General features: G+C 57.1%; 2 rRNA genes. Both read left to right on the plus strand.

Annotated elements, in window-relative coordinates:
- Positions 1–2522 (plus strand): 23S ribosomal RNA (locus KBX37_RS33630); the annotation flags it as partial.
- 87 nt (positions 2523–2609) lie between these two features.
- Positions 2610–2726, plus strand: a 5S ribosomal RNA gene (gene rrf, locus KBX37_RS33635).
- Positions 2727–2789 lie beyond the last annotated feature (63 nt).

The following is a 2789-nucleotide window of genomic DNA, read 5'->3' on the forward strand; positions in this document are numbered from 1 at the left end:
ATAGTACCTGAAACCGTTCGCCTACAATCCGTCGGAGCCTTACGGGGTGACGGCGTGCCTTTTGAAGAATGAGCCTGCGAGTTAGTGGCATGTGGCGAGGTTAACCCGTGTGGGGGAGCCGTAGCGAAAGCGAGTCTGAACAGGGCGGTTCAGTCGCATGCTCTAGACCCGAAGCGGAGTGATCTAGCCATGGGCAGGCTGAAGCGCGGGTAAGACCGCGTGGAGGGCCGAACCCACCAACGTTGAAAAGTTGGGGGATGACCTGTGGTTAGGGGTGAAAGGCCAATCAAACTCCGTGATAGCTGGTTCTCCCCGAAATGCATTTAGGTGCAGCGTCGCGTGTTTCTTGCCGGAGGTAGAGCACTGGATGGTCTAGGGGGCCCACAAGCTTACCGAAATCAGCCAAACTCCGAATGCCGGTAAGTGAGAGCGCGGCAGTGAGACTGCGGGGGATAAGCTTCGTAGTCGAGAGGGAAACAGCCCAGATCACCAGCTAAGGCCCCTAAGCGTGTGCTAAGTGGAAAAGGATGTGGGGTCGCATAGACAACCAGGAGGTTGGCTTAGAAGCAGCCACCCTTTAAAGAGTGCGTAATAGCTCACTGGTCAAGTGGTTCCGCGCCGACAATGTAGCGGGGCTCAAGCACACCGCCGAAGCTGTGGCATTCACATTTCAACCTCGCTTGGACTTGATTCCTTGTGCAGGTGTGTGGATGGGTAGGGGAGCGTCGTGCCGCGGGTGAAGCAGCGGGGTGACCCAGTTGTGGACGCGGCACGAGTGAGAATGCAGGCATGAGTAGCGAAAGAAGGGTGAGAAACCCTTCCGCCGGATGACCAAGGGTTCCAGGGCCAGGCTAATCCGCCCTGGGTGAGTCGGGACCTAAGGCGAGGCCGAGAGGCGTAGTCGATGGACAACGGGTTGATATTCCCGTACCCGCGAAAGAGCGACCCTGACGAACCTCGCTGTGCTAACCACCCGAACCGGTGGTGACCTTCGGGTTGCTGTCGGGGAGCGTGGGAACCTGGTGGGTAGTAGTCAAGCGATGGGGTGACGCAGGAAGGTAGCTGAGCCCGGCCGGTGGTTGTGCCGGGGTAAGCGTGTAGGCCGCACCATAGGCAAATCCGTGGTGCATGAAGGCTGAGACGTGATGCCGAGCCGATTCAGGTGAAGTCAGTGATCCTATGCTGCCGAGAAAAGCCTCTAGCGAGTTCTTAGCGGCCCGTACCCCAAACCGACACAGGTGGTCAGGTAGAGAATACCGAGGCGATCGGGCGAACTGTGGTTAAGGAACTCGGCAAATTGCCCCCGTAACTTAGGGAGAAGGGGGGCCGGAGACGTGAAGCCCCACGCGGGTGGAGCGTTGTATGGCCGCAGAGAGCAGGGGGAAGCGACTGTTTACTAAAAACACAGGTCCATGCGAAGAAGTAATTCGATGTATATGGACTGACGCCTGCCCGGTGCTGGAACGTTAAGGGGACCTGTTAGCTCTTCGGGGCGAAGCGGAGAACTTAAGCGCCAGTAAACGGCGGTGGTAACTATAACCATCCTAAGGTAGCGAAATTCCTTGTCGGGTAAGTTCCGACCTGCACGAATGGCGTAACGACTTCCCCACTGTCTCAACCACAGGCCCGGCGAAATTGCATTACGAGTAAAGATGCTCGTTACGCGCGGCAGGACGGAAAGACCCCGGGACCTTTACTATAGCTTGACATTGGTATCCGAATTAGCTTGTGTAGGATAGGTGGGAGCCGGTGAAGTCCATACGCCAGTATGGGTGGAGGCAATCTTGAAATACCACTCTGGTTGATTTGGGTATCTAACTTCGGACCGTTATCCGGTTCAGGGACAGTGTCTGGTGGGTAGTTTAACTGGGGCGGTTGCCTCCTAAAGGGTAACGGAGGCGCCCAAAGGTTCCCTCAGCCTGGTTGGCAATCAGGTGTTGAGTGCAAGTACACAAGGGAGCTTGACTGTGAGACTGACAGGTCGAGCAGGGACGAAAGTCGGGACTAGTGATCCGGCACTTGCGAGTGGAAGCGGTGTCGCTCAACGGATAAAAGGTACCCCGGGGATAACAGGCTGATCTTCCCCAAGAGTCCATATCGACGGGATGGTTTGGCACCTCGATGTCGGCTCGTCGCATCCTGGGGCTGTAGCAGGTCCCAAGGGTTGGGCTGTTCGCCCATTAAAGCGGTACGCGAGCTGGGTTTAGAACGTCGTGAGACAGTTCGGTCCCTATCCGCCGTGCGCGTAGGATACTTGAGAAGGGCTGTCCCTAGTACGAGAGGACCGGGACGGACGAACCTCTGGTGTGCCAGTTGTCCCGCCAGGGGCACGGCTGGTTAGCTACGTTCGGAAGGGATAACCGCTGAAAGCATCTAAGCGGGAAGCCTGCTTCAAGATGAGGTATCCCACCATCCTTTGGATGGGTAAGGCCCCCAGCTAGACGACTGGGTTGATAGGCCGGAAATGTAAGCCCGGTAACGGGTTCAGTTGACCGGTACTAATAGGCCGAGGACTTGACTACAAAGCTGCTACGCGTCCACTGTGCAACTCCCGACAAACGAACAACACCCAGCACTGCTGGTCGAGTTGTTTGACATGTCGATAGAGTTACGGCGGTCATGGCGGAGGGGAAACGCCCGGTAACATTCCGAACCCGGAAGCTAAGCCCTCCAGCGCCGATGGTACTGCACTCGGGAGGGTGTGGGAGAGTAGGACACCGCCGGACAACCATTCAATCAGGGCCACCCCTTTCAAGGGGTGGCCCTGATTGGTATATCCACCCCCGGAA

Source organism: Micromonospora sp. U56 (assembly GCF_018070095.1).
Classification (GTDB): Bacteria; Actinomycetota; Actinomycetes; order Mycobacteriales; family Micromonosporaceae; genus Micromonospora; species Micromonospora purpureochromogenes.